Genomic DNA, 22,785 nt, shown 5'->3' on the forward strand with positions numbered 1-22,785 from the left:
AGCGCAACGGGGGGAAGACAAGTTGACAAATCTGGATCTGGACACTGAAAGCATCGCGGAGTTCGCCACGCGGTTGGGCACTGTTGCCGACAACGTCGCGCAAGCTCGACAGGACGCGGCGGGTGGCGATCACTTGGCTCTGTCCGCTGTGCTGGGGCTGATCGGCGGCGACTTCGTCGATGTCGCGAGCCGAGCACAGCAAGCGCACATCGACGACATCGATCGACTGTCCGCTGTGATCTCCAGCGTCCAGTCAGTCACCCGCGACGCTCACGCCGTCTATCTCGACTCCGAGGAATCGGTACGAACGACTCTCGCTGAAGCCGCACGCTCATGATCGACGTCGACGCACTCGCACGACCGATCATCGATCTGGTCGACATTGTCGGGACTGGCGTCCCCAGCGCAAGTGGACCCGACGTCGGCATCCGAATCGCTACGGACGCCCTCGAGATCGCATACCAATTGGGAAGCGCTGCTCTGAGCGAACTGGCGTCCTCTCAGAGCTCGTCCACGGCACTCACCGCTGCGGTGACCAAAACCGAGCAGACGCAGACGTCGACGCGAAACCTCGCCGATCGTGGGACCGACATCGCCGGCGTCGTGGACGAAGCAACAACGTCCGTGTACGCGGGAATGACCGAACTCGGTGAGATTCTCCAGTCGTTTCTGACACTCGCGATCAAGGCCGGGCCGACGCTCATGACACCGACGGGCCAATTGATGTTGTTGTCGGCCGCGTTGGAGCACCTCGGACGCGCGGTATCGGTTATCGAGCGGGTACGCGGTGAGCTGGCGGGGTCGACCGACAAGATGTCCGCACTCGTCCCGTCCGTCCCGATACCCGATCCCGCACCTGGAGTCTCCGAGTCGGCGGGCGGTTCCGGTTCCGTCGGTGGTTCTGGTTCCGTCGGTGGTTCTGGTTCCGTCGGTGGAGTAGAGGTCGAGCTTCCCGACGGCTCGATTGCCACCGCACCGAACGCCGAGGCCGCTGCTGCCGTACGCAACGCGCTTACTCAACAGGGTGTCCCGTACGCCTGGGGAGGCACGACACCCGGAGTCGGTCTGGACTGCAGTGGTCTGACGCAATGGGCGTACGGCCAGGCCGGAGTCGATATTCCGAGGTTGGCTCAGGAACAGGGAATCGGGAACCAGGTCGATCAGAACAATCTGATGCCGGGCGACCTCGCGGTCTGGGACGGCCACGTCGCGATGGTGATCGGCAACGGTCAGATGGTCGAAGCCGGCGACCCAGTCGAAGTCAGCGCCATCCGAACCACGAACAGCGGCATGGGCTTTCACGGTTTCTACCGTCCGACAGAATGACAGGAAACATGAACGAGAACATGCGGGAATCACCGCCGATCATCACAGCCGTCGCCGTCAACCGCGCTGGAACCATCGCGGTCCGCGCCACGGAGCACGCCATTCCCGTGGACCTGCGGATCAGCCAGGAGGAACTGCGGTACGGCGGGGAGCGGTTGGCGCAACAGATACTCACGCTGTGCTCGAAAGCAGCGATCGAGGCCGGCGCCCGCCATCGTGTGGAGCTCGAAGAGACCGGAGTCCCGGCAGCGATCCTCGATCGGCTCGGTCTCGCGACCCGAGACGAACTGGCCGATGTCGATGCCGCCGAGAGCCAGATCCTTCCGTCGAGCTGGATGCGTTCGATATGAGCGAGATTGATCGAATCATGGAGCTGGCGAAACACCGGACCGGACTCTTGCAGGACGCCGTCGACGGGGTCGGCGCTCTGCGGGCAGTCGTCTCGAGCGAGGGTGGGATAGTCACGGCGACTGTCGACGGGCTGGGCGCTCTGGTCGACCTACGGATTACCGACGCAATCACCGCGATGAATTCTCGCACTGTGGCCGCATTGACGGTGGCAACAATTCACCAGGCAGTTCGACAGTCCAACGACGAACGAGAGCGACTGGTCAGTGAGCTCCGAGTGGCACTGAAACAAACGTGACGAACCCCCGCTATGCCTTTCGCTCTGCGGTGGATAGGCTTCCGCCCATGGCTGGAGACATCGTCCCTATCGAAATCGGACTCACCGACGGAGACCTCGTCACTTTGTGGGCACCCCGCTGGCGCGAGGGCGACGACGAGTGGGAAGCGTTCCTCGGCCATGAGGAAGACCTGTACGGGTTCTCCTCCGTCGCAGAACTCGCGGCCTTCATCCGAACGGACTCCGACAACGACCTGGTCGAGCATCCGGCGTGGGCCGTCGTCTCCGGACTGTCGGCAGCCGAGCTCGAACCGGAAGAGAACTTCACCTTCGACTTCGTCGGCGTGCCGGAACTGGCCGCAGGTGATCCTGAGGCACTGGCGGTCTCGGAACTCGAAGACACCTTGAACATGGCTCGCAACATCGGCGAGGTGTGCGAACTGGACGCGGTCATCCGCTTCTTCAGCGGCCATCCGGTTCTCGGCGCGCTTGCGACCGGCGCCGGCACCTTCGAAGGTCGCGAAGGCCTGGAGCTGTGGGACCAGGTCGGCGCTGCGATCGTCAAGGACTGGGACGCCGTTCTCGACGCCATCGACAAGGTGGTCACCTCCCCGAAGGTCGACGCAGCTGCCGTCGCGGTCGCCGAAGCTGAACTGCTCGCTGCCGCCGAGAACACCGTCGACGCCGACGATGTCGCCGAGGAGGGCGAGGACGAGGAATTCGACGAAGACGACCTCGACGAGGAGGAAGACGAAGTCGAGACCTTCTGGGGCGAGGTCGGTGTCGACCCGATCCGCATCATCACCTCAGCCGAGACGTTCTACACTCTGCGCTGCTACATGGGCGATCAGGCGATCTTCCTCGGCAAGGACGGACTGATCACCGTCTTCCGTAGCGAGCGCGCACTCGCTCGCTACCTCGCCGACAACCACGAACACGATCTCTCGCAGGTCAGCACGTACGGCGAAATTCAGAATGCTGCCGTCGACGGTTCACTCGAAATCGAGGTCACGGACGAGAACGTCTACGTTCTGCCCGGCATCGCCGACGACCTCGCCCAGGGCCCGGACGTCGTCGACGCCGAGCAACTGGAACTTGCCGTCGAATTGTTCACCGATGCAGCGGATTTCGCCGACGACGACTCCACCGAGGAGGCTCTGTCCGCGTCGAACGAGCTGGGTTGGTACGTCTCGTACCTCCTCAACCCCGATCCGTCGCGGATGGCTCCGAGTGCGCCGTTCACCAAGGAATCCGAGGCCTGGCGCGAACTCGAGCGTGAGTTCGAGGCCCGGCTGCGATCTGAGTAGTCGGGTGCACGTCAGCTAGCCGATGAGCACGGCGTAACCCGGCTTGATGACGTCGTCGATCAACGCGAGGCGCTCGTCGAACGGGATGAAGGCCGACTTCATCGCGTTGATGGTGAAGCGTTCCAGATCGGTCCAGCCGTAACCGAAGGTCTCGACCAACGCGGCCATTTCCCGGCTCATGCTGGTGTCGCTCATCAGCCGGTTGTCAGTGTTGACGGTCACGCGGAAGCGCAAGTCCGCCAACAGTCCGAACGGATGGTCCGCCAGGGCGGCTACCGCTCCGGTCTGCACGTTCGAACTCGGGCACAGTTCCAGGGGAATGCGCATGTCACGGACGTAGTTCGCGAGTCGACCCAGCTCTGCCCCACCTTGGCCGGCTACGTCGATGTCGTCCACGATCCGCACGCCGTGACCCAACCGATCCGCTCCGCAGAAGGCGATGGCTTCGTGGATCGACGGCAACCCGAACGCCTCACCCGCGTGAATCGTGAAGTGGGCGTTCGCATCACGCATGTATTCGAAGGCGTCGAGGTGCCGGCTCGGCGGGTTACCGGCCTCGGCACCGGCGATGTCGAAACCGACGACGCCGCGGTCCCGGAATCGCACAGCGAGTTCGGCGATCTCCCGTGACCGGGCGGCATGCCTCATCGCCGTGAGAAGACACCCAATTCGGATCTCCCGTCCCGCGACCCTGGCAGCGGATTCGCCGGCCCGGAAACCTTCGAGAACGTGCTCGACGACCTCGTCCAAACTCAGGCCTTGTTCCAGGTGCTGCTCGGGCGCAAAACGGATTTCGGCGTATACGACGTTGTCGTCGGCCAGATCCTCGGCGCACTCGCGCGCGACCCGCGCGAGCCCTTCGGGAGTCTGCATCACGGCGACTGTGTGCGCGAATGTTTCAAGGTAGAGCTCGAGCGATCCGCTGTCAGCGGCAGTTCGGAACCATTGCGCCAGTTCGGATGCCGTATTCGCCGGCAGCTCGTCGTACCCACACTGCTCGGCCAGTTCGAGGACAGTCTCGGGTCGGAGTCCTCCGTCGAGATGATCGTGGAGAAGAACTTTGGGTGCGCTGCGGATCGTGGTCAACTCCGGTGCGTTCATTCGCCAACGCTAACGCGAATCACCCACAATTCGCTCGATGAGCAACGGTCGCGAAACGGTGTCGGAATCGGCCCCGATCGACCAGCCTCCGCCGAGGCTCCGCCGCGCAGCATCAAATCTCTCGGGAGTGTCGGTGTGCAGTGTCATCAGCTTCTGTCCGGCGCGGACCACGTCGCCGGGCTTCGCGTGCATCTCGATGCCGGCACCGGCCTGAACGGCTTCGCCCTGTCGTTCGCGTCCGGCTCCGAGCTTCCAGGCCGCGATGCCCACCGCCATGGCGTCGAGTCGGGTCAGTACGCCGTCTCGGTCCGCGGTGACGACGTCGCTGTGCCGAGCTGTCGGCAGCGTCGCGTGTGGGTCCCCGCCTTGTGCGGCGATCATCGCGCGCCACCGGTCCATGGCCGTGCCGTCGGCCAGTTTGTCTGCGGGGTCGATACCGTCGATCCCAGCCGCGGACAGCATCTCCCGAGCCAGGACCAGGGTCAGCTCGACGACGTCGGACGGCCCGCCGCCTGCCAGTACCTCGACGGATTCACGCACCTCGAGAGCGTTGCCAGCCGTCAATCCCAGCGGGGTGTCCATCCCGGTGATGAGAGCACTTGTGCGCACGCCGGCGTCGTTGCCCAACTCGACCATCGTGCGTGCCAACTCTCGCGCGTCGCCGAGGTCCTTCATGAACGCTCCGGAACCGACTTTGACGTCGAGCACCAGGGCGCCGGTTCCCTCGGCAATCTTCTTGCTCATGATCGAACTTGCGATCAGCGGAATGGATTCCACCGTCCCCGTCACGTCGCGCAGCGCGTAGAGCTTCTTGTCGGCGGGGGCCAGGTTCGCTCCGGCAGCGCAGATCACCGCGCCGATTTTCGGGTCCGCGAGAATGTCGACCATCTCCGTCGCCGTGAGCTCGGCTCGCCAACCTGGAATGGCCTCGAGCTTGTCGAGAGTTCCACCGGTGTGGCCGAGTCCGCGTCCCGACAACTGCGGGACTGCAAGTCCACATGCCGCGACGAGGGGCGCGAGCGGAAGGGTGATCTTGTCCCCAACACCACCGGTGGAATGCTTGTCGACGGTGGGCAGCGGCAAGTCCGAAAAGTCCATCCTCCCGCCGGATTCGATCATTGCCTCGGTCCATCGGCCGGTCTCTGCTCGTGACATTCCTCGGAAATAGATCGCCATCGCGAGCGCCGACATCTGCTCGTCACCGACGACCCCCTCAGTGAACGCCTGAACTATCCAGTCGATCTCGGTTCCCGACAACTCGCGGCCGTCACGCTTGGCGCCGATGATGGAAACTGCGTCAAACATGGCGGAGCCCCTCTGCTTGTTCCGGCCCGAAAGCATCAGGCAACAGCTCGCTCAGCGGCTTGAACCCACTGCTCGTGTCGACAAGCATCTCACCCCCGCCGTGCTCGAGAAGAAGCTGTCTGCACCTGCCGCATGGCATCAGAATCGAGCCCTTCGCGTCGCAGCATGTGAAGGCAACCAGCCGCCCGCCCCCGGTGGCGGCTAAGTTACCGACGAGTCCACATTCGGCACACAGGCTCAAACCGTATGAGACATTTTCCACATTGCATCCTGAGACGATCCGACCATCGTCTACCAGGGCAGCTGCACCCACTGCATAGCCCGAGTACGGTGCATAAGCCTGCCGCATGACCACTTGCGCGTTGTGCCGCAACAACTTCCAGTCAATGTCACCCATGGTTCGTTATCCAATCACGCCGACTGAATGGATGCAGAAACCACGCCGAAACCGGCTAGGTGAGATTGGAAAGGCAAACCTTACAAAGAGTTTGGTACGCGTACGAATCCCGCATCTGATTAGTTCCCGGTTTCACATAGGTTTAGAGTCTGAGTCAAGTCGGTTCAGGATCCCGTCGAGCCCGGGCTGAGGTACATCGAAGCTCTCTGCAGGCTCGACGCGTCCACCAATGACGTTGGAGGCACAGCACTCGATGAGTACTACGACTGAAGCCGCTCCTCAGAAGGAGCGCACGAGGTCGCTTTACCGGGGCGACCCCGGAATGTGGTCCTGGGTTCTACACCGGATCACAGGCGTCGCTACTTTCTTCTTCCTATTCGTACACGTTCTCGATACGGCACTCGTTCGGGTCAATCCCGATACGTACGACGCCGTCATCGACACGTACAAGAACCCCCTCGTCGGCCTCATGGAGATCGGCCTCGTCGGCGTCGTCCTCTACCACGCCCTCAACGGCGTGCGCGTGATGTTGGTGGACTTCTGGTCGAAGGGCCCGAAGTACCAGCGCGTCATGCTCTGGACCATTCTGACGATCTGGTTCCTGGTGATGATCCCAGGCGCCGGACGCATCCTCATCAACATGTTTGCGGAGCACTGACATGGCGACTACTCACGGACCCGAAGCCAAGAGCCTGGGCACCTCATACGACCGTCCCGCAAGCCTGGACAACCCGCGGTCCCCGCGCGCGAAGGCTCGGAACAACTTCGAGTTGTACGCATGGCTGTTCATGCGCTTCTCCGGCGTCGCCCTGATCGTTCTGGTCCTGGGCCACATGTTCATCATGCTGATGCTCGACGGTGGCGTTCACCGTCTGAACTTCGCATTCGTCGCAGGTCGCTGGTCCAGCCCGTTCTGGCAGTTCTGGGATCTGACGATGCTGTGGCTGGCACAGCTGCACGGCGGTAACGGCCTGCGCACGGTCATCGCGGACTACTCCCGCAAGGACTCCACGCGCTTCTGGCTGACCACGATCCTCGTTCTCTCGATGATCCTGATCATGGGCCTGGGCACGTACGTCATCTTCACCTTCGACCCCAATATCTCGGCGAGCTAGGGGAGCACAGACTTCATGCAGGAACATCGTTATGACGTGGTCATCGTCGGCGCCGGCGGCGCAGGCATGCGTGCGGCAATCGAAGCTGGCCCCCGTGCCCGCACGGCCGTACTGACCAAGCTCTACCCCACCCGCAGCCACACCGGCGCGGCCCAGGGCGGCATGTGTGCCGCACTGGCGAACGTGGAGGAAGACAACTGGGAGTGGCACACCTTCGACACCGTCAAGGGCGGCGACTACCTCGCCGACCAGGACGCCGTCGAGATCATGGCCAAAGAGGCCATCGACGCGGTGCTCGACCTCGAGAAGATGGGTCTGCCGTTCAACCGCACGCCCGAAGGCAAGATCGACCAGCGTCGATTCGGTGGCCACACGCGTGACCACGGCAAGGCACCCGTCCGCCGTGCATGTTACGCAGCCGACCGCACCGGTCACATGATCCTGCAGACGCTGTACCAGAACTGCGTCAAGCACGACGTCGAGTTCTTCAACGAGTTCTACGCGCTCGACATCGCCATCACCGAGACCGAGGACGGCCCGGTTGCCACCGGTGTCATCTGCTATGAGCTCTCGACCGGCGAGCTGCACATCTTCCACGCCAAGTCGATCATCTTCGCGACCGGCGGCTCGGGACGTATGTACAAGACGACGTCCAACGCGCACACCCTCACCGGTGACGGCATGGGCATCATCTTCCGCAAGGGCCTGCCCCTCGAGGACATGGAGTTCCACCAGTTCCACCCGACAGGACTCGCCGGTCTCGGCATCCTGATCTCGGAAGCCGTCCGTGGTGAAGGTGGCATTCTCCGTAATGCCGACGGCGAGCGCTTCATGGAGCGCTACGCCCCCACCATCAAGGACCTCGCTCCGCGTGACATCGTGGCCCGTTCGATGGTCCTCGAGGTTCTGGAAGGCCGCGGCGCCGGCCCGAACAAGGACTACGTCTACATCGACGTGACGCACATCCCCGAGGAAGTTCTCGACGAGAAGCTCCCCGACATCATGGAGTTCTCGCGCACCTACCTCGGCGTGGACCCCGTCAAGGAGCCCGTGCCCGTCTACCCGACGTGCCACTACGTCATGGGCGGTATCCCCACCAAGATCAACGGTGAGGTTCTGCGCAACAACGACGAGGTCGTCAAGGGCCTGTACGCCGCCGGCGAATGTGCCTGCGTTTCCGTGCACGGTGCAAACCGCCTCGGCACCAACTCGCTCCTCGACATCAACGTGTTCGGCCGCCGCGCCGGCATCGCTGCCGCCGAGTACGCGAACTCCACCGAGTTCGTCGACCTGCCGGAAACCCCGGCTGCGATGGTCGAAGACTGGGTCGGCGTCATCCTGTCCGATCACGGCCACGAGCGCGTTGCGGACATCCGCACCGAGCTGCAGCAGTCGATGGACAACAACGCCTCCGTCTTCCGCACCGAAGAGCGCCTCACCCAGGCACTCAAGGATGTGCGTGCTCTCAAGGAGCGCTACAACCACATCACGGTCCAGGACAAGGGCAAGCGCTACAACAGCGACCTGCTCGAAGCCATCGAGCTGGGCTTCCTCCTCGAAATGGCAGAGGTCACCGTCGTCGGCGCCCTCAACCGCAAGGAATCGCGCGGCGGCCACGCTCGTGAGGACTTCCCGGATCGCAACGACGCCGAGTACATGAAGCACACGATGGCGTACAAGGAGGGTGACGGCCTGCTCTCCGACATCCGTCTGGACTACAAGCCGGTGATCCAGACCCGCTACGAGCCGATGGAGCGTAAGTACTGATGTCTGCGCCTGCTGTAGATGCACCCAAACTCCCCGCTGTTCCCGAGGGGGCCGTCATGGTCACTCTCAAGATCGCGCGGATGAACCCCGAATCGGGCGAGGGCCAGCACTGGGACAGTTTCCAGGTCCCGGCACTGCCCACCGACCGTCTGCTCAACCTGCTGCTGTACGTGAAGGGTTACCTCGACGGCACCCTCACGTTCCGTCGCAGCTGCGCACACGGTGTCTGTGGATCGGACGCCATGCGGATCAACGGTGTGAACCGTCTGGCCTGCAAGCTGCTGATGAAGGACATGCTGCCCAAGGACGGCAAGCCGGTCACCATCACGGTCGAGCCCATCAAGGGCCTGCCCGTCGAGAAGGACCTGGTTGTCGACATGGAACCCTTCTTCGACGCATTCCGCGCCGTGAAGCCGTTCCTCATCACCAGTGGCAACGAGCCCACTCGTGAGCGCATCCAGAGCCAGCACGACCGTGCTCGTTTCGACGACACGACGAAGTGCATCCTCTGCGCATGCTGCACCACGTCGTGCCCCGTGTACTGGAGCGACGGCAGCTACTTCGGTCCCGCTGCCATCGTCAACGCACACCGGTTCATCTTCGACAGCCGTGACGAGGCCGCTTCCGAGCGTCTCGACATCCTGAACGACAAGGACGGCGTGTGGCGTTGCCGCACCACGTTCAACTGCACCGACGCATGCCCCCGCGGCATCCAGGTGACAAAGGCAATTCAGGAAGTCAAGCGAGCTCTGCTCTTCGCTCGATAGTCAGGCCTTCGGCCCTGTGCGCGGTTAGGGAGTCTCCGGACTCCCTAACCGCGCACAGCTATGTCGGGGGCATGTTGAGCGGTGTCACGACTTGAACCGGTGACGTCGTAAAGCCGAAGTGAGCGCCCATGGCGCCGTGTTCTTTCATGACCACCTGACAGGCAGTGCGAACATCCGCCCGCAGATCGTGGTGGAGCACCGCTGATATTCGCCTCTCCCCCAGCAGCTTTCGATTGTCACCGTCGAGATCGTGCGCGATGAAGACACTGCACTCCCGGTTCAGTTCTTCGAACGCGTCGACAGTGGCCAGGTTGCCACCACCGATCGAATACACGGCACGGATCTGCGGATCGGATTCGAGTGCAGCTCGCACCAGTTTCCTACTCGTCTGATCCAGACCATCACTGTTCGGAATGTCGATCAACCGTCGATGCGGAGCCGCGACGCGCATGGCGGATCGAAATCCCATCTCCCGTTCTTCCTCCCCGCGAAAGAATCCGCTACTCATGCTGACCAGCACGTTGCCGTCCCGATCCCCCAGCCACTGATCGATCAAGTACGCGGCGGTGGCTCCGGCGGCTCGGTTGTCGATGCCGATGTAGGCGGCTCGCCTGCTACCGGGAACATCGGTCACCAACGTGACGACCGGAATCTTTGCCGCCACCAACCGGTCGATCGCCGCCACGACTTCCGGAGTGTCGGGAGCCTTGACGATGACTCCGTGGGATCCGCGTCGGCGAATCTTGTCGAGCGTCGACGTCATCGCTTCGACCGAACCGGTTTCACGAAAGTGGAACCGGGAACGAACGACAGCAGGCGCAAGGGTCGGCAGTTCGGCCTCGAGCGCGTCACGGACGGCGTCGGAAAACCTTGCGGGGGTTTGCAACACGACGTCGACGATGAACGTGCGACCGACCAGTTTCAGTTGCGAGCGTTGACGTTCCAGGTCCGTGATCGCTTGGCGAACCTCCGATCGTGTGCCCTCCCGAACTCCAGGACGGTCGTTGAGCACCCGGTCGACGGTGGCCTCACTCAGGCCCGACTGCTGAGCGATCTCCCGTACTTTGAATCGATGCGCCACAACTACCTCACGATGATGGATATTTGATGGTTTTTCACTGTTGCTCGAGGTCTTCGTCACAGCCAGACTAAACCCATGACTTCTCCGCCGGGCGTAACCAGGCCCGCACTCCTCGCCGACACCGTCGTACTGGTCAGTGGCGGCTCGCAAGGCGTCGGCGCCGGCGTCGTTCGCGCCGCAGTCCGTGAGGGCGCTCAGGTGGCTTTCACCGGCCGACGCCCGGACGTCGGAAAGGCTCTCGAGGCAGAACTTCCGGGAACACACTTCATCGAAGCCGATGTGGCGCAGACCAATTCCGCGCTCGCCAGCGTGGCCGAGACGATCTCACATTTCGGCCGCGTGGATGCCCTCGTCAATTCTGCCGGACTCACCTCGCGCGGCACGCTGCTCGACACCACCGAGGAACTCTTCGACCAGCACATCGCGGTGAACCTTCGCGGTCCGTTCTTCACGATGCAGGCAGCCGTCAAGGACATGCGCGAGCGTGCGGTCCCCGGGTCCATCGTCAACATCATCTCCACGTCCGAACTCGGCGGGCAACCGTATCTCGCGCCGTACGTCGCAGCGAAGGCCGGGCTGGCGGGGCTGACCCGCAACGCCGCCCATGCGCATCGCTGGGATCGTATCCGGATCAACGGTCTCGACATCGGGTGGACACAGACCGAGGGAGAAGACCTCACGCAGAGAGCTTTTCACGACGCTGGTGACGACTGGCAGGAACGTGCGGGCAGCACCCTCCCCATGGGCAAGCTCGGACAGGTCGACGAAATCGCCGACTTCGTCGTCTTCCTGCTCTCCGATCGCAGCGGAGTCGTGACAGGCTCGATCATCGACTGGGACCAGAACGTCTTCGGAGGGCTGGACTGATGGGCGCTCGTATCGGAATCATCGGCCTCGGACGAATCGGCAGCTACCACGCCCGAAACCTGCTGACGACGGACGGCGTCGACGCACTGGTTGTCACCGACGTCGACGCACGTCGAACCTCGGACGTGGCAAGCGAACTCGACGTGGAGTCCGCTGCCGATCCCGACGCGCTTTTAGCGTCAGGCATCGACGGCGTTCTGATCGCCGCGTCGTCGAGTTCGCACGCCGACCTGATCGAAGCCGCTGTCCGCCGAGACATCCCGACGTTCTGCGAAAAGCCGGTAGCCGACTCGATCGAATCCTCGGTTCGTGTCCTCGCGACTGCCGAGCAGACGTCGGTACCAGTCCAGATCGGATTTCAGCGCCGATTCGACCCGTCATTTGTGGCGGCGTACAACGCAGTTCGATCCGGAGAACTCGGTTGGATCCACACTCTCCGATCGACCACCCTCGACCCCGCTCCCCCGCCGATCTCGTACATCGAACACTCCGGCGGCATCTTCCGCGACTGCTCGATCCACGATTTCGACATCGTCAGGTGGGTCAGCGGCCGCGAAGTCACCACGGTTTTTGCCACCGGCTCGAATCAGGGTGATCGCGGGATCGCCGATGCCGGTGACGTCGACACCGCCGCAACGGTTCTCACTTTCGAAGGCGGAACCATCGCGGTCGTGTCAAATACCCGCTACAACGGCCGCGGCTACGACTGCCGACTCGAGGTACTCGGCTCGGCGGACTCCGTCGTTGCCGGGCTGGACGACCGCTTGCCACTCCGCTCGCTCGACCCCGGAACATCGTTCCCCTCGCAGGAGCCGTACACGTTCTTCATGGACCGCTTCACGTCCGCCTACCGTGCGGAACTCGAAGCATTCCTCGGCGTTGTCGCCGGGCGTCGGGAATCACCGTGCACGCCCACAGATGCGGTCGAGTCGGCCTGGATCTCCGAAGCTGCAACGCACTCTCTGCGCGAGGGTCGGCCCGTCACGATCACCGAAGTCAAAGATCTGTTCCTTCACGACAAGAATGAGGCACACACATGAGCACTCCTCGCATCGCCGGCGCACCGATCTCCTGGGGCGTGTGCGAAGTCCCGGGCTGGGGCTACCAACTCGACCCTGCGCAAGTCCTCCGGGAAATGCGCGAAGTCGGTCTGGCGGCAACGGAAATCGGACCGGAGGGCTTTCTGCCGACAGCACCCGCCGAAATGGCCAAGGTGCTCGCGGATCATGATCTGAGCGCAGTCGGCGGGTTTGCACCAGTACTGCTGCACGATGACGATCATGATCCGGTGCCCGGCATCTCCCCCATCCTCGACGGTTTTGTCGCCTCGGGTGCCGAGGTTTTGGTTCTGGCCGCCGCGACGGATTCCGACGGCTACGATTCACGCCCAGAACTGGACGAGCAGAGTTGGAAAACCCTGCTGCACAATCTCGATCGCCTCACCGACGCCGCCGCCGAGCGTGGAATCAGGGCAGTTGTCCACCCTCACGTCGGAACGATGATCGAGCAGCGCGACGAGGTCCTGCGAGTGCTCGACGGCTCGGCCATCCCACTGTGCCTGGACACCGGCCACCTGTTGATCGGCGGCACCGATCCGGTCGACCTGGCGCGTCAAGCTCCCGAGCGCATCACCCACGTGCATCTCAAGGACGTCGACGATGCCCTCGCATCACGCGTTCGCAGTGGTGAGCTCACCTACACCGACGGCGTGAAGGCGGGAATGTACCGTCCACTCGGTGGCGGCGACGTCGACATCGCCGGTGTCACAGCCATATTGCAGCGCCACGGTTTCGACGGATGGTACGTGCTCGAGCAGGACACCATTCTGACCGAGGCTCCGTCCGACGAGGGACCGGTGCGTGATGTGCGAGCGAGCGTCGAGTATCTGCGGTCGGTTCTGTGACACCTACCCCGCTGCGGATAGGCATTCTGGGAGCCTCACGCATCGCCGAGAACGCGATGATCAAACCTGCAACGGCCACCGGGCACCGCCTGGTGGCCGTTGCCGCACGCAGCCCCGAGCGGGCCAGAGCCTATGCGGCCCAGCATGGGATCGAACGGGTGGTCGGTTCGTACGCCGAGCTGATCTCGGATCCGGAGGTGGACGTCGTCTACAACGCGCTGCCCAACAGCCTGCACGGACCGTGGAATCTCGCCGCCGTTCAGGCCGGCAAGCACGTGCTGACGGAGAAACCGTTTTCGAGCAACGCGGTGGAAGCGCGTGCTGTAGCCGAGGCAGCGCGCGTGAGCGGAGTGACGCTGCTCGAGGGGTTCCACTACCTCTTTCATCCGGTGAACCGGCGCCTGCTGGATGTGGTTCGGAGCGGCACAGTCGGCGCGGTCACTCGGGTGGAAACCGTACTGCGGATGCCCAAACCATCCGAGAATGACCCGCGGTGGGAGCTCGCCTTGGCAGGCGGGTCACTGATGGACCTGGGCTGCTACGGGTTACATGCTTCCCGGATGCTGAGTGACGTCTGTGGTGGTGCGCCAGTGGTGACCGGGACCCGCCACGAGGAATACGCTTCGGGGGTCGATTCGTGGTTCGACATCGAACTCGAGTATCCCGGCGGAGCGCGGGCATCCGTTGTGACAACGATGTTGGACGAGCAGTACCACTTCACTTTCCGGGTCTTCGGAACCAACGGAGACGTCCTGGTGCACAACTTCCTCCAGCCGGACGTCGACGACCGTGTCTCCGTCACTGTCGATGGGCGCACGAGTATCGAGCATCTGGGCACGAAGTCGTCGTACACCTGTCAACTCGAAGCGTTCGCCGATCATCTGTCCGGGGTCTCGGCGCTGCCGATCGGACCGGGCGACGCGGTAGCCAACATGACGATGATCGACGAGGCGTACATGCATTCCGGCCTCGGGGTTCGGCCGACGACCATCCTCTGACGAAACGACTACAGCCTCGGTTCGATTCGAACCGAGGCTGTAGTCGCGAGGTTTTGATCTAGCGGCGAAGCTCGTGGGTCAGTGTCTCGAGCTCGTCACCGCCCGCCATCTCCTTGGTCAGTTCTTCGAGTGAGATGTCGTCGTACTTGGCGTCGAGCTTCTGCCTGCCTCGGTTGAGGAGCACGAAGTGATCGCCGACCATGTACGCGTGGTGCGGATTGTGCGTGATGAAGATGACGCCGAATCCCTGTTCCTTGGCAGCGGTGATGTAGCGCAACACCATTCCCGACTGCTTGACGCCGAGCGCTGCTGTCGGCTCGTCGAGAATCAGCACGCGGGCACCGAAGAAGATGGCGCGGGCGATGGCAACACACTGACGCTGACCGCCGGAGAGACTACCGATCGGTGCGTCGACGTCAGGCAGTTCGATGCCCATCTTCGACAGTTCCGAAAGAGTCGTCGCGCGCATGGCGTTGGCGTCGAGCGACTTGATCAGACCACCCTTGCGCAGTTCCTGCCCGAGGAAGAAGTTGCGCCACACCGGCATCAACGCAACAACGGCGAGGTCCTGATAGACCGTCGCGATGCCTTTGCCAAGCGCTTCTTTAGGCGAGTGGAACGTTGTCGGTTCGCCGTCGACGAGTAGTTCACCTTCGCTCTGCTGGTGCAGACCGGCGATGATCTTGATCAGCGTGGACTTGCCTGCGCCGTTGTCACCGAGCACACCGGTCACTTCACCCGCACCGACGCGCAGGTTGATTCCCTTGAGCGCGATGATGTTTCCGTATTGCTTACCGACGTCCTTGAGCTCGATCAGTGGCACGTTGCCGCCCGAGTTCGAGAGAGCGGGAACTTCAGCTGTGGTACTCATGTGTCACCTTTTCGCAGCGTAGTTGCGGAATGCGTTGTTGGCGATGACCGCGAACAGCAGCATGGCGCCGAGGAAGAACTTGAACCAGTCCGGGTTCCAGCCTGCGTAGACGATGCCCTGGTTGGTCATACCGAAGATGAATGCGCCGATCGCAGCACCGATCGCGGTTCCGTAACCACCGGTGAGCAGGCAACCGCCGATGACTGCGGCGATGATGTACAGGAACTCGTTACCGACACCCTGACCGGACTGAACGGTATTGAACGAGAACAGCAGATGCATGCCCACGAACCAGGCAGCAAAGCCGACGGTCATGAACAAACCGATCTTGACTGCGGTCACCGGCACACCGATCGCGCGGGCACTGTCCTGATTGCCGCCGACCGCGAAGATCCAGTTGCCGATCTTGGTCTTGAACAAAACAAATGTTGCAATCGCGGTGAACAGCAGCCACCACACGACCGTGATCTTGACGGACACCCCGAAGACCGAGAACGACGACGCGAATACCTTTTTCGCGGAATCGAATCCGGCCATGTCGGAGACGCTGGGTGTGGCAACCTGACCACTCACGAGCTTGGTGACGGCCAGGTTGATTCCGGTCAGCATCAGGAACGAGCTCAGGGTGATGAGGAAGCTGGGAATCTTCGTCTTCATGACGAGGTAGCCGTTGAAGAATCCGACTGCGAGCGAAACGACGAGCGCCAGAATCGCACCCACCCACAGATTGAGGTGCAGGTTGTAGGCGATCATCGACGCGGCGAGCGAGGACGTGGTGACTGCGACGCCGGCGGAGAGGTCGAACTCGCCGCCGATCATGAGCAGGGCGACCGCGCAAGCCATGATGCCGATCGTGGAGCTGGAGTAGAGCACTGTCGCAAGCGCTTCCGGCGTACGGAACGGTGCCGCGACGATACAGAAGAAGATGAAGATGGCGATGGCGCCGACAAGTGAACCCATCTCCGGGCGGAGCAGTAGGCGCTGAATGCGCTTTTGCTCCTTCACCCGTTCATCGGTCACGACTTTGTGGGCGGCAAGGTCGAGATCTGCCTGAGTGGACATGATTTCCCTTCCGTGCTGGACAGGCGCACGGAGGGCGGACTCTCAGCCCTCCGTGCGCCTGGATCAGCGAGTTCCGTTCTTGGCGTACTCGGCGACCGAGTCGATGTTGGTGTTGTCGATGAACGCGGGTCCGGTCAGGGTCGGCAAGCCGCCACCGATCACGTTGCCGTTGTTGAGGTAAAGCCACAGCGAATCGATGGCGAGGTAGCCCTGCAGGAAGGGTTGCTGGTCCACTGCCCACTGCACGTCACCGGATTTGATGGCGTCGACGAGCGCCGCGTTGGTGTCGAAGGTGACGACCTTCGCCTTGCTGCCCGCATTGCCGACCGACGTCACGGACGTCAAAGCAAATGGAGCACCGAGTGCGAGAACTCGATCGATTGCCGGGTCCTGTTGAAGTTTCGCGGTGATGGTCGATTCCACCGACGGCATGTCCTTGCCGTTGACGTTGAGAATCTCCGTCGTTCCCTTGAACGACTTCTTCACTCCGGCACAACGTGATTCGAGGCTCACGTTGCCCTGCTCCTGAATGACGCACAACACCTTGGTGGCACCTTCGGTGTTGAGTCGCTCGCCGGCAGCTTCACCGGCAATCGACTCGTCCTGACCGAAGTACTCCTTGACGCCCATGTCCTTCCAGGTTTCGAGGCCCGAGTTGAGGGCGACCACCGGAATGCCCGCGGCGGTGGCACTTTGGACCGCGGCAACCATGGCGTCAGGCTTCGCGAGGGTCACGGCAATCCCGTCGACCTTGCTGTCGATCGCACTCTGAACCAAGTTGGCCTGATTCGGCGCCTCGGGATCGGCGGAGTACCGAAGCTCGATGTTGTCCTTGGCCGCTGCGGTTTCGGCTCCCTTGCGCACCAGATCCCAGAACGTGTCACCGGGAACTTCGTGAGTGATCATCGCAATGGTGGCGCGGGGCGTGTCCGCCGTACCCGCGCCCATTCCGGATCCGGAAGAATCCGGCTTTCCGCCGGTGCTTGAACAGGCGGCCAGACCCAAGACCACGACTGAGGCTCCGGCCAGTACGGCAACGCTTTTGCGTCCCGTGAGAAACGACATGTGAACTCCCTCTCGACATCAACCAACGGCCCGCGAACGGATGGTGCTCGGTTGTATGTGAAAGATGTAATACCCGTCACAGTCGAATGTCAATAGTTTGTTCTGACATTAGGACTGCTTATCAAAGACCGAACAAACTGATTGAAGTCGAAACTGCAGGTCAATGCCCTGCGGGTCCAGTTGAACCTCGAACCACCAGTTGTGGCTGCGCGACAATGTCCTTGCCCAATGGCCCACTTCCGCCGTCGAGGCGTTCGGAGATCCGCTCCACCGCGGCGCCGCCCAGAAACGCCGTGTCCTGCCCGACACTGGTCAGATCGATGTGCGCCAAACCTGCCAATGCACTGTTGTCGAATCCGATCACGGAAACGTCGCCAGGCACCGAGATCCCGGCACGCAGGAAGACGTCGAGAACTCCGAGCGCGCAGCGATCGTTGAAAGCGAAGACCGCCCCGGGTAACCCACCCTCGACCATCGACCTGGCGGCAGCTGCGCCGAACTCCTCCGTGAGACCGCCGGGAAGAATTCTCGGCTCCAGACCTGCCGCTCGCATGGCCTTGCGGTAGCCCTGACGCCGTTCCTGGGCACCAGGGCCTCGCCCGCCGTCGACGTGGGCGATCGAGCGGTGCCCGAGTTCGACAAGGTGATTCACGGCCATCACCGCGCCCGCCTCGTCATCTGTTCGGACAACATCCACGTGCACTGACGACATCTTCCGCGCGATTACGACAACGGGAACCTTGTCGGCCAGGTCGACGATCTCTGCTTCCGGCGCCTGTGAACCCAACAGCAAGATCGCCTCACACCGGTCGTCGAGCAGGGTCCGCGTTGCACGAGAATCCGGCCGTCGCTCCGAGACCGCACTGAGGACGACGTCGTAGCGCGACCGTTCGGCGGCCACATAGATTTCGTCGAGCAGCTCCGCGTGAAATGTTTGCGCCGCAACGTAACTGACACCGATCAGGCGGCTGCGATGTTGGCGCAGCAGTCGCGCCGCGTTGTCGGGTCGATAGCCGAGTTCGTCCGCGGCCGCCTTGACCCGTACCCGCGTCGCATCGCTGGCACCTGGGACATCACGAATGACGATGGACACCAGTGCGCGTGACACACCGGCCAGGTCTGCTACGTCTTGCAAGGTGGGGCGTCGACTGTTCACCTCCACAGACTAGATCGTTCCAGCGAATAAGCACCGAAGCATTGACGCGCGCCGCATCCGGCGCTTTACTGACATGGACTAGAACGATCTAGTTCCTCATTCTCACTCCGAACGGAGCCCCCATGTCTGCCTCTGTTGCAGTCGGTCTCATCGGCGCCGGATGGATCGGCCGCTTCCACGGCGAGTCCGTCGCGCTGCGTATCTCCGGCACCCGTCTCGTCGCCGTCGCCGATCCTGCGCCCGGCGCTGCGGCGTCGTTGATCGAACGTGTCAGTCCCGACGCCCGCGCGTACACCGACGCCCTTGAGCTGATTACCGATCCGACCGTCGAAGCGGTGCTCATCAGCACGCCCGCATCAACTCACACCGATCTCGTGGTGGCCGCCGCGGAGGCCGGCAAACATGTCTTCTGCGAAAAGCCGATGGCCTTGACACTCGAGGACGCCGATCGCGCGATCGGCGCATGTGCCGCGAACAACGTTGCGCTGCAAGTCGGTTTCAACCGGCGCTTCGCCGCCGACTTCACCGCGGCCCACGACGTGATCACCGCCGGCGGGATCGGAACCCCACAGCTACTTCGTTCTCTGACCCGCGACCCAGGAATCACCGCCGACGTCGCCTCCCGAGTCAAGCCGTGGACCATCTTCAACGAGACGCTGATTCACGACTTCGACGCTCTGCTCTGGCTCAACCCCGGGGCACGCGTCGTCGAGGTGTTCGCGCAGGCGAATGCTCTCATCCATCCGCAGTACAAGGAGCAGGGGTACCTCGACACGTCGATGGTTCAGTTGCGCTTCGACAACGGCGCCCTCGCGTCGGCCGAGGCCAACTTCCAAGCCACCTACGGTTACGACGTGCGCGGCGAAGTTTTCGGTTCCGGTGGAATGGTGAGTGCAGGCGAGGTCACGCGGACCGCGATGCGTCATTACAGCTCACCGGGCGTTCTGGCCGACACACCTCGGGTGAACATCGAACTGTTTCACGACGCCTATGTTGCCCAGCTGGTGCACTTCGCAGACTGCATCCTCTCCGGCAGTGCGCCGTCGGTCGACGGTCTCGATGCTCGCAACGCCCTGGAAATCGCACTGGCCGCAAAAGAATCCGTGGAAACCGGACTGCCCGTCTCGTTGCTGGCGGTGCCGCAGTGAGCCCCTTCGACTTGGCGGTCTCTGCCGAGATGACGTTCACCGAACTCCCTGTCGTCGAGCGTGTTCGGCGGATCTCGGAGGCGGGGTTCGCAGCTGAGATCTGGAGTTGGCAAGACAAAGACCTCGAAGCTCTGGTCGCCACCGGAGCTCGGTTCTCCTCGATGACCGGCTATCTCCACGGCGATTTGTTCGACGAAGCCGGCAGCGCCGAACTGGTACGCACAGCGGCGCTATGCCTCGCTCCGGCAGCGAAACTCGGCGTTCCCCGGCTGAACTTCCATACCGGCGAGCTGATCGACGGACAGGCTGCGCGCCCGCAGTATCGAACTACGGGAGCGATGTGGCTGACCGCCCAACGCGCTCTCGAGAAGATCGCGAGACTGGGCGAAGAAGCCGGAGTCGTCTTCTGCCTCGAGAATCTCAATACGATCGTCGATCACCCCGGCGTACCGATGGCCCGCGCCAAAGACACTCTGGCACTGGTGGAATCCGTCTCACACCCCAACCTCAAGATGATGCTCGACCTCTACCACGCACAGATCGGCGAAGGAAACCTCATCGAACTCGTGCGGCGTTGTGGTGACAACATCGGCGAGATTCAGGTGGCCGACGTACCCGGCCGATACGAACCCGGAACCGGCGAGATCAACTACCCCGCCATCGCACGCGTGCTCGCCGACCAGGGTTACACCGGCACGATCGGTTTGGAGGGCTGGGCATCCGGAGACAGTGACACCGCACTCACTGCTTTCCGGAAGGCCTTTACGCTCTAGCCCTCACCCGGGAACGTGATCCCCACGTGACGGCGGATCTCGTCGAGGATGTCGAGCGTCGCAATGGCCGCGTCGAGCGGATGGACCGGCGACTCGATATCCCCGGCGGTGATCCGCCGCGCCGCCTCGGCCGCCTCGAATGCGAGACCTCCGACGTATCCGTCGACCGGATCGTCGTAGCGCGCAGATCTTCCGTCACCTAGCCGAACAGTGAAGGCCCCGGGCCGGTAGAACGTCGAGTCCAGAACGATCATCCCCTTGTCGCCGCAGATCGAGGCCGTGTTGGGCGTGTCAGCAAGGATCGTGGTGTTCAGACTGGCCTGAGCAATGCCTGCCCAGGACAGAACCGCTGAGATCTGGCCGTTCACCATGTCATTCGCCGGCTCGCCCAGGGCAGCAACCGCAGTAGGAACACCCAATACCCGATACGCGAGACTGACCGGATAGGTCCCGAGGTCGAGAAGTGGACCACCCGCAAGCGCTGGATCGTAGATACGATGATCGGTCTCGAACCGTTCGCCGTGATCGGCCAGAACCGTACGTATGGTTCCCAGCAGTCCAGCCTCGAGGATCTGGTCGATCACGTCGAACTTGGGCAGGAACGACGTCCACATCGCCTCCATGCAAAACAGTCCGAGCGCAGCCGCCCGCTCCTGAATCGCCCGTCCCTGCGCTCCGTTCAAAGCCAGCGGCTTTTCGATCACGACATGCTTGCCGTGATCCAATGCCGCCATCGCGCAATCGAAATGAGCAGTGTGCGGTGTTGCGACATAGACGACGTCCACATCCTCGGAGGCAAGCAAAGCGTCGTAGCTACCGTGAGCGCGTCGGATCCCCCAATTGTCCGCGAAGGCCTGAGCGCGGGTGAGTCCGCGCGAAGCGACGGCCGTGACTTCCTGCGCTGTATTTCTCTGGAGTGACTCCACGAAGCGCTGTGCGATCCAGCCAGGCCCGAGGATCCCCCAGCGCAAAGTCGGAGCGTCGACCGGATCAGGGACCCGGGTGCGAGGGAGTTCCAGAACTGTAGAAGATGTCATGCCTCGAACTGTAGAGTCGAACCTCGAATTATGTAAGGACATTAGGTTGTCCATTTCAATCCTCTGGAAGTAGGAACCTCATGTCGATTCGTGTCGGTGTGATCGGAACCGGCGTCATGGGCGCCGACCACGTCCGCAATCTCCACTCCACGGTCTCCGGGGCAACGGTCTCTGTGGTTGCAGACCTCGATCAAGAGCGAGCAAAGTCCGTAGCATCAGCAGTCGGCGCACGGTGGGTGACCGATCCGTTGAAACTGATCAACGACGCCGGTGTGGACGCCGTAGTCATCGCTTCCCATGATTCAACGCATGCCGACCTCACGCTTGCTGCTGTCGAAGCCGGAAAACCGGTTCTGTGTGAAAAGCCCCTCGCAGTGACAGCAGAGGACTGCCGACGCGTCGCTGCGGCCGAGAACCCCGAAAGCCCCCTTGTGAGCGTCGGATTCATGCGCCGCTTCGATCCGGGATACGTGGCGCTGAAGGCCGAAACACATTCCGGCCGTATCGGTGACCCACTGATCGTGCACTGCTCGAGTCGCACTGTCAGCGCCTACCCGGGTGGCAGCTCGGAATCCACGGTGACCAACTCCGCGATTCACGAACTCGACATCGTGCCGTGGATCTTGAACTCCCCCGTCGTCGCAGCCAGCTGGCACTGCGGGCGCTCGAGTTCGCTGGTGACCGATCGCCAGGATCCGCAGATAATCATGCTGCGCACCGCCGACGGCGTTCTCACCACGGTCGAGGTCTTTCTCAACGCACGGTACGGCTACGACACTCGGTGCGAGGTCGTGGGCGAAATCGGCGCCGCTCGTCTCGCCGAACCGGTGGTCATCCACACCGACGCGGATCGATCCCACTCGTACGGCTATGCGGCGGATTGGATTCCGCGTTTTGCCGAGTCGTATCGCCGCCAACTTCAAGAGTGGATCGACGCATTGAGCACCGGAAGACCGTCGACGTTGGCCACAGCCGCGGACGGCCTGCGGGCAAATCTCGTGGCAGCTGCCGTGATCAAGTCGATGCACTCCGCGGGGGCAACTGTCTCGGTCGAGCCCGTGGGGGAAAGTTTCTGATGTCTTTTTGATGGATTTCAGGGGTAGTTTCGATGGGT

At 62.6% G+C, this 22,785-nt stretch carries 25 protein-coding genes; 16 read left to right on the forward strand and 9 right to left on the reverse strand.

Annotated elements, in window-relative coordinates:
* Window positions 1-22: 22 nt before the first annotated feature.
* The 5 genes from QMA15_RS13260 to QMA15_RS13280 are packed head-to-tail and all read left to right on the forward strand — an operon-like array spanning window position 23 to window position 3,258.
* On the forward strand, window positions 23-337 hold the full coding sequence (locus QMA15_RS13260) for a type VII secretion target (protein WP_182262352.1): 315 nt from the start codon (window positions 23-25) through the stop codon (window positions 335-337).
* Entirely contained in the window at window positions 334-1,326 is a 993-nt protein-coding gene (locus QMA15_RS13265) for a C40 family peptidase (RefSeq protein WP_290284863.1), read from the forward strand. The genes QMA15_RS13260 and QMA15_RS13265 overlap by 4 nt, the downstream gene beginning before the upstream one ends.
* Before the next feature lie 8 nt (window positions 1,327-1,334).
* Window positions 1,335-1,676 carry a hypothetical protein gene (locus QMA15_RS13270; protein WP_259119136.1) on the forward strand — a complete coding sequence of 114 codons (342 nt, stop codon included), beginning with the start codon at window positions 1,335-1,337 and terminating at the stop codon, window positions 1,674-1,676.
* Window positions 1,673-1,972, forward strand: coding sequence for a YbaB/EbfC family nucleoid-associated protein (locus QMA15_RS13275; protein WP_029255004.1), 300 nt, complete (start codon window positions 1,673-1,675; stop codon window positions 1,970-1,972). The genes QMA15_RS13270 and QMA15_RS13275 overlap by 4 nt, the downstream gene beginning before the upstream one ends.
* Before the next feature lie 47 nt (window positions 1,973-2,019).
* Window positions 2,020-3,258, forward strand: a complete 1,239-nt coding sequence (locus QMA15_RS13280) for a hypothetical protein (protein ID WP_020969158.1) — start codon at window positions 2,020-2,022, stop codon at window positions 3,256-3,258.
* Window positions 3,259-3,273: 15 nt separating this feature from the next.
* Here QMA15_RS13280 and QMA15_RS13285 read toward each other — a convergent pair whose 3' ends face one another.
* Genes QMA15_RS13285 through QMA15_RS13295 form a run of 3 tightly spaced genes read right to left on the reverse strand, consistent with a single transcriptional unit; the run spans window position 3,274 to window position 6,061 of the window.
* The gene (locus QMA15_RS13285) at window positions 3,274-4,359 is read right to left on the reverse strand and encodes an adenosine deaminase (protein ID WP_097387559.1); all 1,086 of its coding nucleotides are present in this window, start codon (window positions 4,357-4,359) and stop codon (window positions 3,274-3,276) included.
* 9 nt (window positions 4,360-4,368) lie between these two features.
* Window positions 4,369-5,664 carry a thymidine phosphorylase gene (locus QMA15_RS13290; RefSeq protein WP_279163735.1) on the reverse strand — a complete coding sequence of 432 codons (1,296 nt, stop codon included), beginning with the start codon at window positions 5,662-5,664 and terminating at the stop codon, window positions 4,369-4,371.
* Entirely contained in the window at window positions 5,657-6,061 is a 405-nt protein-coding gene (locus QMA15_RS13295; RefSeq protein WP_019747693.1) for a cytidine deaminase, read from the reverse strand. Before QMA15_RS13295 ends, QMA15_RS13290 begins: the two co-directional genes overlap by 8 nt.
* 253 nt (window positions 6,062-6,314) lie before the next feature.
* On the opposite strand from QMA15_RS13295, the gene sdhC reads away from it, so the two are divergent.
* The 4 genes from sdhC to QMA15_RS13315 are packed head-to-tail and all read left to right on the forward strand — an operon-like array spanning window position 6,315 to window position 9,710.
* The gene (gene sdhC, locus QMA15_RS13300) at window positions 6,315-6,719 is read left to right on the forward strand and encodes a succinate dehydrogenase, cytochrome b556 subunit (protein WP_020969155.1); all 405 of its coding nucleotides are present in this window, start codon (window positions 6,315-6,317) and stop codon (window positions 6,717-6,719) included.
* A 1-nt stretch (window position 6,720) separates the two neighbouring features.
* A complete protein-coding gene (locus QMA15_RS13305; RefSeq protein WP_003940699.1) occupies window positions 6,721-7,176 on the forward strand; it encodes a succinate dehydrogenase hydrophobic membrane anchor subunit in 456 nt (151 codons plus the stop codon).
* 15 nt (window positions 7,177-7,191) lie between these two features.
* Window positions 7,192-8,943 (forward strand): succinate dehydrogenase flavoprotein subunit, encoded by a 1,752-nt coding sequence (gene sdhA, locus QMA15_RS13310; RefSeq protein WP_019747692.1) that lies wholly within the window; start codon window positions 7,192-7,194, stop codon window positions 8,941-8,943.
* Window positions 8,943-9,710: a succinate dehydrogenase iron-sulfur subunit gene (locus QMA15_RS13315; RefSeq protein WP_003940925.1), complete on the forward strand. Its 768-nt coding sequence runs from the start codon at window positions 8,943-8,945 to the stop codon at window positions 9,708-9,710. The genes sdhA and QMA15_RS13315 overlap by 1 nt, the downstream gene beginning before the upstream one ends.
* A 58-nt stretch (window positions 9,711-9,768) precedes the next feature.
* Here QMA15_RS13315 and QMA15_RS13320 read toward each other — a convergent pair whose 3' ends face one another.
* Complete coding sequence (locus tag QMA15_RS13320) at window positions 9,769-10,791, reverse strand: LacI family DNA-binding transcriptional regulator (RefSeq protein ID WP_020969154.1); 1,023 nt, start codon at window positions 10,789-10,791, stop codon at window positions 9,769-9,771.
* A gap of 75 nt (window positions 10,792-10,866) precedes the next feature.
* Here QMA15_RS13320 and QMA15_RS13325 point away from each other — a divergent pair, with 75 nt between their 5' ends.
* From QMA15_RS13325 to QMA15_RS13340, 4 genes are read left to right on the forward strand one after another with little or no spacing between them, the layout of a single operon-like run.
* On the forward strand, window positions 10,867-11,658 hold the full coding sequence (locus tag QMA15_RS13325) for an SDR family oxidoreductase (RefSeq protein WP_020969153.1): 792 nt from the start codon (window positions 10,867-10,869) through the stop codon (window positions 11,656-11,658).
* Window positions 11,658-12,698, forward strand: coding sequence for a Gfo/Idh/MocA family oxidoreductase (locus QMA15_RS13330; RefSeq protein WP_279163734.1), 1,041 nt, complete (start codon window positions 11,658-11,660; stop codon window positions 12,696-12,698). The genes QMA15_RS13325 and QMA15_RS13330 overlap by 1 nt, the downstream gene beginning before the upstream one ends.
* Window positions 12,695-13,561, forward strand: a complete 867-nt coding sequence (locus QMA15_RS13335; RefSeq protein ID WP_279163733.1) for a TIM barrel protein — start codon at window positions 12,695-12,697, stop codon at window positions 13,559-13,561. The genes QMA15_RS13330 and QMA15_RS13335 overlap by 4 nt, the downstream gene beginning before the upstream one ends.
* Window positions 13,558-14,559, forward strand: coding sequence for a Gfo/Idh/MocA family oxidoreductase (locus QMA15_RS13340; protein ID WP_279163732.1), 1,002 nt, complete (start codon window positions 13,558-13,560; stop codon window positions 14,557-14,559). Before QMA15_RS13335 ends, QMA15_RS13340 begins: the two co-directional genes overlap by 4 nt.
* Before the next feature lie 58 nt (window positions 14,560-14,617).
* On the opposite strand, the gene QMA15_RS13345 is transcribed toward QMA15_RS13340, so the two are convergent.
* The 4 genes from QMA15_RS13345 to QMA15_RS13360 form a co-directional block, all read right to left on the reverse strand.
* Window positions 14,618-15,430, reverse strand: coding sequence for an ATP-binding cassette domain-containing protein (locus tag QMA15_RS13345; protein ID WP_007727336.1), 813 nt, complete (start codon window positions 15,428-15,430; stop codon window positions 14,618-14,620).
* 3 nt (window positions 15,431-15,433) lie between these two features.
* Window positions 15,434-16,492: an ABC transporter permease gene (locus tag QMA15_RS13350; RefSeq protein ID WP_003940759.1), complete on the reverse strand. Its 1,059-nt coding sequence runs from the start codon at window positions 16,490-16,492 to the stop codon at window positions 15,434-15,436.
* Window positions 16,493-16,555: 63 nt separating this feature from the next.
* The gene (locus QMA15_RS13355; RefSeq protein ID WP_007727338.1) at window positions 16,556-17,557 is read right to left on the reverse strand and encodes a substrate-binding domain-containing protein; all 1,002 of its coding nucleotides are present in this window, start codon (window positions 17,555-17,557) and stop codon (window positions 16,556-16,558) included.
* A gap of 160 nt (window positions 17,558-17,717) precedes the next feature.
* On the reverse strand, window positions 17,718-18,713 hold the full coding sequence (locus tag QMA15_RS13360) for a LacI family DNA-binding transcriptional regulator (protein ID WP_223258044.1): 996 nt from the start codon (window positions 18,711-18,713) through the stop codon (window positions 17,718-17,720).
* Between the two features lie 122 nt (window positions 18,714-18,835).
* On the opposite strand from QMA15_RS13360, the gene QMA15_RS13365 reads away from it, so the two are divergent.
* Window positions 18,836-19,861: a Gfo/Idh/MocA family oxidoreductase gene (locus QMA15_RS13365; RefSeq protein WP_279163731.1), complete on the forward strand. Its 1,026-nt coding sequence runs from the start codon at window positions 18,836-18,838 to the stop codon at window positions 19,859-19,861.
* Entirely contained in the window at window positions 19,858-20,634 is a 777-nt protein-coding gene (locus QMA15_RS13370) for a TIM barrel protein (RefSeq protein WP_279163730.1), read from the forward strand. Before QMA15_RS13365 ends, QMA15_RS13370 begins: the two co-directional genes overlap by 4 nt.
* On the opposite strand, the gene QMA15_RS13375 is transcribed toward QMA15_RS13370, so the two are convergent.
* Window positions 20,631-21,671: a Gfo/Idh/MocA family oxidoreductase gene (locus QMA15_RS13375; RefSeq protein ID WP_134998750.1), complete on the reverse strand. Its 1,041-nt coding sequence runs from the start codon at window positions 21,669-21,671 to the stop codon at window positions 20,631-20,633. The genes QMA15_RS13370 and QMA15_RS13375 overlap by 4 nt on opposite strands.
* A gap of 80 nt (window positions 21,672-21,751) precedes the next feature.
* Here QMA15_RS13375 and QMA15_RS13380 point away from each other — a divergent pair, with 80 nt between their 5' ends.
* The gene (locus QMA15_RS13380; RefSeq protein WP_070796149.1) at window positions 21,752-22,747 is read left to right on the forward strand and encodes a Gfo/Idh/MocA family oxidoreductase; all 996 of its coding nucleotides are present in this window, start codon (window positions 21,752-21,754) and stop codon (window positions 22,745-22,747) included.
* Window positions 22,748-22,785: the final 38 nt, after the last annotated feature.

This window comes from Rhodococcus sp. APC 3903 (assembly GCF_030407755.1).
Classification (GTDB): domain Bacteria; phylum Actinomycetota; class Actinomycetes; order Mycobacteriales; family Mycobacteriaceae; genus Rhodococcus_F; species Rhodococcus_F erythropolis.

Bases quoted from the DNA above. Each gene is read 5' to 3' on its own strand.
- QMA15_RS13290 (WP_279163735.1), bottom strand. From the start codon at position 5,664: ATGTTTGACGCAGTTTCCATCATCGGCGCCAAGCGTGACGGCCGCGAG.
- QMA15_RS13345 (WP_007727336.1), bottom strand. From the start codon at position 15,430: ATGAGTACCACAGCTGAAGTTCCCGCTCTCTCGAACTCGGGCGGCAAC.
- QMA15_RS13270 (WP_259119136.1), top strand. From the start codon at position 1,335: ATGAACGAGAACATGCGGGAATCACCGCCGATCATCACAGCCGTCGCC.
- QMA15_RS13305 (WP_003940699.1), top strand. From the start codon at position 6,721: ATGGCGACTACTCACGGACCCGAAGCCAAGAGCCTGGGCACCTCATAC.
- QMA15_RS13335 (WP_279163733.1), top strand. From the start codon at position 12,695: ATGAGCACTCCTCGCATCGCCGGCGCACCGATCTCCTGGGGCGTGTGC.
- QMA15_RS13355 (WP_007727338.1), bottom strand. From the start codon at position 17,557: ATGTCGTTTCTCACGGGACGCAAAAGCGTTGCCGTACTGGCCGGAGCC.
- QMA15_RS13265 (WP_290284863.1), top strand. From the start codon at position 334: ATGATCGACGTCGACGCACTCGCACGACCGATCATCGATCTGGTCGAC.
- QMA15_RS13315 (WP_003940925.1), top strand. From the start codon at position 8,943: ATGTCTGCGCCTGCTGTAGATGCACCCAAACTCCCCGCTGTTCCCGAG.
- QMA15_RS13365 (WP_279163731.1), top strand. From the start codon at position 18,836: ATGTCTGCCTCTGTTGCAGTCGGTCTCATCGGCGCCGGATGGATCGGC.
- QMA15_RS13285 (WP_097387559.1), bottom strand. From the start codon at position 4,359: ATGAACGCACCGGAGTTGACCACGATCCGCAGCGCACCCAAAGTTCTT.
- QMA15_RS13325 (WP_020969153.1), top strand. From the start codon at position 10,867: ATGACTTCTCCGCCGGGCGTAACCAGGCCCGCACTCCTCGCCGACACC.
- QMA15_RS13280 (WP_020969158.1), top strand. From the start codon at position 2,020: ATGGCTGGAGACATCGTCCCTATCGAAATCGGACTCACCGACGGAGAC.
- QMA15_RS13375 (WP_134998750.1), bottom strand. From the start codon at position 21,671: ATGACATCTTCTACAGTTCTGGAACTCCCTCGCACCCGGGTCCCTGAT.
- sdhA (WP_019747692.1), top strand. From the start codon at position 7,192: ATGCAGGAACATCGTTATGACGTGGTCATCGTCGGCGCCGGCGGCGCA.
- QMA15_RS13330 (WP_279163734.1), top strand. From the start codon at position 11,658: ATGGGCGCTCGTATCGGAATCATCGGCCTCGGACGAATCGGCAGCTAC.
- QMA15_RS13275 (WP_029255004.1), top strand. From the start codon at position 1,673: ATGAGCGAGATTGATCGAATCATGGAGCTGGCGAAACACCGGACCGGA.
- sdhC (WP_020969155.1), top strand. From the start codon at position 6,315: ATGAGTACTACGACTGAAGCCGCTCCTCAGAAGGAGCGCACGAGGTCG.
- QMA15_RS13295 (WP_019747693.1), bottom strand. From the start codon at position 6,061: ATGGGTGACATTGACTGGAAGTTGTTGCGGCACAACGCGCAAGTGGTC.
- QMA15_RS13350 (WP_003940759.1), bottom strand. From the start codon at position 16,492: ATGTCCACTCAGGCAGATCTCGACCTTGCCGCCCACAAAGTCGTGACC.
- QMA15_RS13380 (WP_070796149.1), top strand. From the start codon at position 21,752: ATGTCGATTCGTGTCGGTGTGATCGGAACCGGCGTCATGGGCGCCGAC.